This is a genomic window from Janthinobacterium sp. Ant5-2-1 (genome assembly GCF_001445815.1).
Classification (GTDB): Bacteria; Pseudomonadota; Gammaproteobacteria; order Burkholderiales; family Burkholderiaceae_D; genus Janthinobacterium; species Janthinobacterium lividum_E.
The window spans coordinates 25209-31681 of the sequence record NZ_LNCE01000081.1; the positions used below are offsets into that span (position 1 = coordinate 25209).

A 6473-nucleotide genomic window follows, 5' to 3' on the forward strand; every position below is an offset into this window, starting at 1 on the left:
CCGTCGATGCTTATTTCACTTGCGCTTCCGTGTAGTAGCCGCTGCCGGTGACGAGCACCTGCTTCCAGTTCGCCTTGTCGACGGTGACCGGTTTCAACAGGTAGGACGGCACGACTTTCACGCCGTTGTTATAGGTCTTGGTATCGTTGACGGTCGGCGTTTTGCCGCTCATCATCGCGTCGACCATGTTCGCCGTGACCTTGGCCAGTTCGCGCGTGTCCTTGAACACGGTCGATGCCTGTTCGCCGCGGATGATCGATTTCACCGACGGGATTTCCGCATCCTGGCCCGTCACGACGGGGAACGGCTGCTTCGGCGTGCCGTAGCCGACGCCCTTGAGCGAGGACAGGATGCCGATGCTCAAGCCGTCATACGGCGACAGCACGGCGTCGACGCGCGCATTGCCGTAGTAGGCGCTGAGCAGGTTGTCCATGCGGGCTTGCGCCACGGCGCCGTCCCAGCGCAGGGTGGCGACCTTTTCCATGCCCATCTGCTTCGAACGCACCACCAGCTTGCCGCTGTCGATGTACGGTTTGAGCACTGACAGCGCGCCGTTGTAGAAGAAGTGCGCGTTGTTGTCGTCGGCCGAGCCGCCGAACAGTTCGATATTGAACGGGCCCTTGCCTTCCTTGAGTTTCAGCGCCGATTCGATATAGCCCGCTTGCAGCACGCCGACCTGGAAGTTGTCGAAGGTGGCGTAGTAATCGATGTTTTTCGTGCCGCGGATCAAACGGTCATACGAGATGACCTTGATGCCCTTGTCGGCCGCTTTTTGCAGCACGTTCGACAAGGTGGTGCCGTCGATGGCGGCGATCACCAGCACCTTGGCGCCCTTGGTGATCATGTTTTCCACCTGCGCCAGCTGGTTCGGGATATCGTCGTCGGCAAACTGCAAGTCCGTCTTGTAGCCGCGCTCCTTGAATACCTTGACCATGTTGTCGCCGTCGGCGATCCAGCGCATGGACGATTTGGTTGGCATCGAGATGCCGATCGCGCCCTTGTCGGCGGCGCTTGCCACGGGCATTACCGCCATGCCGGAGATGGCCAGCGCCAGGCTCGCGGTCAGCATTTTCATTGTTGTTTTCATTTCAGGTCTCCACCGTCTTCGATAGTTGAATGTGCCAGGGCCGTCGTCCAGTGGGCGGGCTCCGTGCGAATGGCCGATTGCAGGCCACGGCTGATACTAGTTTGTCCATCCATCCCTCACCAATCACTTTTTTCGCATTGGTGATATCCAAAATGATATCGATGGGTCAATTGATGCAATGCGCCATGGCGCACCTTCCCGCCTGCGCGCAGGGCGGAAACGGGGGCTGGGCGGCGGCTTTTTTTGGTGCACTGCAATACCAATAATCATCATTCAATTTGGTGATTTTCGTAATTGCGGCGACACAGGGCGGCGCGCAGAATCGGTCCGAACTTGAAGACCCGCCATCCCGTCACGACCTTTTGAAAGCTTGCCATGCAGCCGATTTCCCCCGCCTCCCTGTTGCCCGCCGACCTGGTGCAGGCTACCCTCATTGGCCGCATCTGGCGTGACGGCCCCTGCGTCGTCGCCGTGCGCGGCGGCGAAGTGGTCGACATCACGCAGACGGTGGCGACGGTGGCCGAGCTGTTCGAACGCAGCGATGCGCTCGATATCGCCCGCCATGCGCCCGGCATCGCGCTTGGCTCCGTGCAGTCGCTGCTGGAGCAGGCACTGGCCGCGCCGGCCGGCGAGCCACTGCTGCTGGCGCCGTGCGACCTGCAAGCCGTCAAGGCATGCGGCGTGACTTTCGCCGTCAGCCTGCTCGAACGGGTGATCGAGGAGCAGGCGGGCGGCGACGCGGCGCGCGCGGCCAGCTTGCGCACCGCCCTGCAAATGACATTGGGCGGCGATCTGTCGGCACTGAAGCCTGGCTCGGACGCGGCGCAGCGCCTGAAACAGCAGCTGCAGCAGCGCGGCGCCTGGTCGCAATACATGGAAGTGGGCATCGGCCCCGATGCGGAAGTGTTTACCAAGGCGCAGCCGATGTCGTCGGTGGGCTGCGGCGCGCAGGTGGGCTTGCTGCCATCGTCCGCCTGGAACAACCCGGAGCCCGAGATCGTCCTGGCCGTCAACAGCCGCGGCGAGGTGCTGGGGGCGACCCTGGGCAATGACGTCAACCTGCGCGACATCGAAGGACGCAGCGCCCTGTTGCTGGGCAAGGCCAAGGATAACAACGGCTCCTGCGCCATTGGCCCCTTCATCCGCCTGTTCGACGAGCACTTCACGCTCGACACCGTGCGCGAGGCGGAAGTGTCGCTGCTGATCGAAGGCGCGGACGACGGCTTCGTGCTCGAAGGCGCCAGCTTCATGCGCGAGATCAGCCGCGACCCGCTCGACCTCGTGCGCCAGACGGCCGGCCAGTACCACCAGTATCCGGACGGCTTCATGCTGTTCCTCGGGACCATGTTCTCGCCCGTGAAGGACCGCGGCGCCCAGGGCGGCGGCTTTACGCACCATCTGGGCGACAGGGTGACGATTGCCAGCGCTTCGCTGGGCGCGCTGGTCAACGAAGTACAGCGCTGCGATGCGATTGCCCCCTGGACGTTCGGCGTGCGCGCGCTGTACCAGAACCTGGCCCAGCGCGGCTTGCTTTGATCCGATTATTTTAAAAAGAGAGACACCATGCAGCATGCAACTTACCCTAGCCTGGCCGGCAAGCGCGTCGTCATCACGGGCGGCGGCACCGGCATCGGCGTGGCCATCGTCGAGGCGTTCGCGCGCCAGGGCGCCCACGTCACCTTTCTCGACATCGCCCGCGAAGCGTCGCTGGCGCTGCAGGACAAGCTGGCCAACCTGCCGCAGCCGCCCGTTTTCCGCTATTGCGACCTGACGGACCTGGGCGCTCTGGCCGCCACCTTCGCCGAGATCGAACACAGCGCGGGCGCCACGGATATCCTCATCAACAATGCGGCCAATGACGACCGCCACGAACTGCAGGACGTCACGCCCGCCTACTGGGACGAGCGCATGGCCGTCAACCTGCGCCACCAGTATTTCTGCGCCCAGGCCGTGGCGCCCGCCATGCGCGCCAAGGGCAGCGGCGTGATTCTCAACCTGGGGTCGATTTCCTGGCACCTGGCGCAAGCGCGCCTGTCGATCTACATGACAGCGAAAGCCGGCATCGAGGGCCTGACGCGCGGCCTGGCACGCGACCTGGGCGTCGACGGCATCCGCGTCAACTGCATCATTCCCGGCGCCGTGCGCACGCCGCGCCAGGAAAAGCTGTGGCATACGCCGGAAGCGGAAGCCGTGATCCTGCAGGGACAATGCCTGCAGCTGCGCGTGGAGCCGGAAGACGTGGCGGCGCTGGCGCTGTTCCTCGCGTCGGACAACGCGGCCAAGTGCGCGGGACGCGAATACTACGTCGACGCAGGCTGGTACGGCGCATGAGCACCGCAGGCAAACACCCGGCGCGGCGCTTCCGCTCGCAGGACTGGTTCGACAATCCCGACCACATCGACATGACGGCGCTGTACCTCGAGCGCTTCATGAACTATGGCATCACGGCCGAAGAGCTGCGCTCGGGCCGGCCCATCATCGGCATTGCGCAAAGCGGCAGCGACATCAGCCCCTGCAACCGCATCCACCTGGAGCTGGCGCAGCGCGTGCGCGACGGCATCCGCGACGCGGGCGGGATCCCGATGGAATTCCCGCTGCACCCGATCTTTGAAAATTGCCGCCGTCCCACGGCCGCGCTGGACCGCAACCTCGCGTATCTGGGGCTGGTGGAAATCCTGCATGGCTACCCGATCGATGCCGTGGTGCTGACGACGGGCTGCGACAAGACGACGCCGGCGCAGTTGATGGCCGCCGCCACGGTGGACATTCCCGCCATCGTGCTGTCGGGCGGCCCCATGCTCGACGGCTGGATGGACGGCGAACTGGTGGGCTCCGGCGCGGCCATCTGGAAGGGCCGCCGCCAGCTGTCGGCCGGCTTGATCGACAACGACAAATTCCTGCAGATCGCGGCCGCCTCTGCGCCCTCGGCCGGCCATTGCAACACCATGGGCACGGCATCGACCATGAATGCGCTGGCGGAAGCCTTGGGCATGTCGCTGACGGGCTGCTCGGCCATCCCCGCGCCGTACCGCGAACGGGGCCAGATCGCCTATGAAACGGGGCGCCGCATCGTCGCCATGACGCATGACGACGTGCGCCCTTCGAGCATTCTCACGCGCGAGGCCTTCCTGGACGCCATCATCGTCAACGCGGCCATCGGCGGCTCCACCAACGCCCAGCCGCACCTGATGGCCATGGCGCGCCATGCGGGCGTGGAACTGCACTCGAGCGACTGGATGGAACATGGCTACGACGTGCCGCTGCTGTTGAACATGCAGCCGGCCGGGAAGTATCTGGGCGAACGTTTCCACCGCGCCGGCGGCGTGCCGGCCGTGATGTGGGAGTTGCAGCAGGCGGGTTTGCTGCACGCGGACCGGTTGACGGTCACGGGCCAGAGCATGGCCGCGAACCTGGTGGGACGCGAAAGCACGGACCGCGAGATGATCCGCCCGTTTGCCGCGCCGCTGAAGGAAAAGGCCGGCTTCATGGCCTTGCAGGGCAACCTGTTCGACTTTGCCATCATGAAGACCAGTGTGATCTCTCCCGCTTTCCGCGAGCGCTACCTGTCGCGTCCCGGCAGCGAAGGCGTGTTCGAGGCGCGCGCCATCGTCTTCGATGGTTCAAGCGACTATCACGCGCGCATCAACGACCCGGCGCTCAACATCGACGACAGCTGCATGCTGGTGATGCGCGGCGCAGGTCCCGTGGGCTGGCCCGGTTCGGCCGAAGTGGTCAACATGCAGCCGCCCGATGCCTTGCTCAAGGCCGGCATTCTGAACCTGCCGACCCTGGGCGATGGGCGCCAGTCCGGCACCTCGGACAGCCCCTCGATCCTGAACGCGTCGCCGGAAAGCGCCGTGGGCGGCGGCCTGGCGCTGCTGCGCACGGGCGACATCATCCGCGTGGACTTGAACGGGGGCCACTGCGACATGCTGGTCGATGCGGACGAACTGGCGCGCCGCGCCAAAGAACTGCCGCCGCCCGTCAACGACAGCGCCACGCCGTGGCAGGAAATCTACCGCGCCAGCGTGGGCCAGCTGGAAACGGGCGCCTGCATGGAGCTGGCCCTGAAATACCGCGCCGTGGGCCAGACCCTGCCACGGCATAACCATTGATGTAGGTCGGCTTAGCGCTCCGCGCGCAAGCCGACAACACCAGCATCACCAGATTTTCAGCAGTACCCGTAGTTAAAAAAACGTTGTTAATAAAATCCACAAGGAGACACACAATGAACAAGATCATCAGTGCAGCCATCATGACCGCCATGCTGGCATTGACAAGCAGCGCCGCCCTGGCCGATGCGAAAAACCCGAAAATCGGTTTCTCCATCGACGATTTGCGCGTGGAACGCTGGACGCGTGACCGCGATTTCTTCATCGCCGCGGCCGAAAAGCAGGGCGCCAAGGTCTTCGTGCAGTCGGCCGACGCCAGCGAACAGCGCCAGATTTCGCAGATCGAAAACCTGATCTCGCGCGGCGTGGACGTGCTGGTGATCGTGCCGTTCAACGCCACGGTCCTCAACAACACCGTCAAGGAAGCGAAAAAGGCCGGCATCAAGGTGCTGTCGTATGACCGCCTGATCCTGAACGCCGATATCGACGCGTACATCTCGTTCGACAACGAGAAAGTGGGCGAGATGCAGGCCGAAGGCGTGACCAAGCTGCAACCGAAGGGCAATTACTATCTGCTGGGCGGCTCGCCGACCGACAACAACGCCAAGATGCTGCGCGAAGGCCAGATGAAGGTACTCAAACCGTTCATCGACAAGGGCGATATCAAGATTGTCGGCCAGCAGTGGGTGAAGGACTGGAGCGCCACCGAAGCGCTGTCCATCGTGGAAAACGCGCTGACGGCCAACGGCAACAAGATCGACGCCATTGTCGCCTCGAACGACGGCACGGCCGGCGGCGCCATCCAGGCTTTGGCAGCGCAAAAACTGGCCGGCAAGGTGCCGGTCTCGGGCCAGGACGCCGACCTGGCGGCCGTGAAACGCGTCATCGCCGGCACGCAATCGATGACCGTCTACAAACCGTTGAAAACCATCGCCGCCGAAGCGGCCAAGCTGGCCGTGCAACTGGCGCGCAATGAAAAGCCGGCCTACAACTCCAGCTATGACAACGGCCTGAAAAAAGTCAGCACGGTGCTGCTGAAACCAACGCCGCTGACCAAGGCGAATGTGAACATTCTCGTCGATGACGGTTTCTATACCAAGGCGCAGCTGGGTAATTGATCACCTGCTTGCTGTCGGCTTGCGCGCTGCGCGCTAAGCCGGCCTACGATTGCCCGCATCGGCCGTTATCCGACAATCGCCGGCTCCGGAAACGCCGGTGGTGGTGTCGGCCGTCCGCATCGGCCGTAGGTCGGATTAGCGGCGCCATGGGCGCCG

General features: G+C 64.0%; 5 protein-coding genes. 4 read left to right on the plus strand and 1 reads right to left on the minus strand.

Translation table 11 applies throughout. The annotated features are described in order from the left end of the window. Positions 1–10 precede the first annotated feature (10 nt). Positions 11–1033 carry a multiple monosaccharide ABC transporter substrate-binding protein gene (gene chvE, locus ASN89_RS23545; protein ID WP_223278970.1) on the minus strand — a complete coding sequence of 341 codons (1023 nt, stop codon included), beginning with the start codon at positions 1031–1033 and terminating at the stop codon, positions 11–13. Between the two features lie 429 nt (positions 1034–1462). On the opposite strand from chvE, the gene ASN89_RS23550 reads away from it, so the two are divergent. From ASN89_RS23550 to xylF, 4 genes are all read left to right on the plus strand, one after another. Further along, on the plus strand, positions 1463–2623 hold the full coding sequence (locus tag ASN89_RS23550; RefSeq protein WP_058050969.1) for a fumarylacetoacetate hydrolase family protein: 1161 nt from the start codon (positions 1463–1465) through the stop codon (positions 2621–2623). A gap of 27 nt (positions 2624–2650) precedes the next feature. Continuing rightward, entirely contained in the window at positions 2651–3418 is a 768-nt protein-coding gene (locus tag ASN89_RS23555; protein ID WP_046681864.1) for an SDR family NAD(P)-dependent oxidoreductase, read from the plus strand. Continuing rightward, positions 3415–5202, plus strand: coding sequence for an IlvD/Edd family dehydratase (locus tag ASN89_RS23560; protein ID WP_058050970.1), 1788 nt, complete (start codon positions 3415–3417; stop codon positions 5200–5202). Before ASN89_RS23555 ends, ASN89_RS23560 begins: the two co-directional genes overlap by 4 nt. Before the next feature lie 140 nt (positions 5203–5342). Then, positions 5343–6317, plus strand: coding sequence for a D-xylose ABC transporter substrate-binding protein (gene xylF / locus ASN89_RS23565; RefSeq protein WP_139143382.1), 975 nt, complete (start codon positions 5343–5345; stop codon positions 6315–6317). Positions 6318–6473: the final 156 nt, after the last annotated feature.

Bases quoted from the DNA above. Each gene is read 5' to 3' on its own strand.
- chvE (WP_223278970.1), bottom strand. From the start codon at position 1,033: ATGGCGGTAATGCCCGTGGCAAGCGCCGCCGACAAGGGCGCGATCGGC.
- xylF (WP_139143382.1), top strand. From the start codon at position 5,343: ATGACCGCCATGCTGGCATTGACAAGCAGCGCCGCCCTGGCCGATGCG.
- ASN89_RS23555 (WP_046681864.1), top strand. From the start codon at position 2,651: ATGCAGCATGCAACTTACCCTAGCCTGGCCGGCAAGCGCGTCGTCATC.
- ASN89_RS23560 (WP_058050970.1), top strand. From the start codon at position 3,415: ATGAGCACCGCAGGCAAACACCCGGCGCGGCGCTTCCGCTCGCAGGAC.
- ASN89_RS23550 (WP_058050969.1), top strand. From the start codon at position 1,463: ATGCAGCCGATTTCCCCCGCCTCCCTGTTGCCCGCCGACCTGGTGCAG.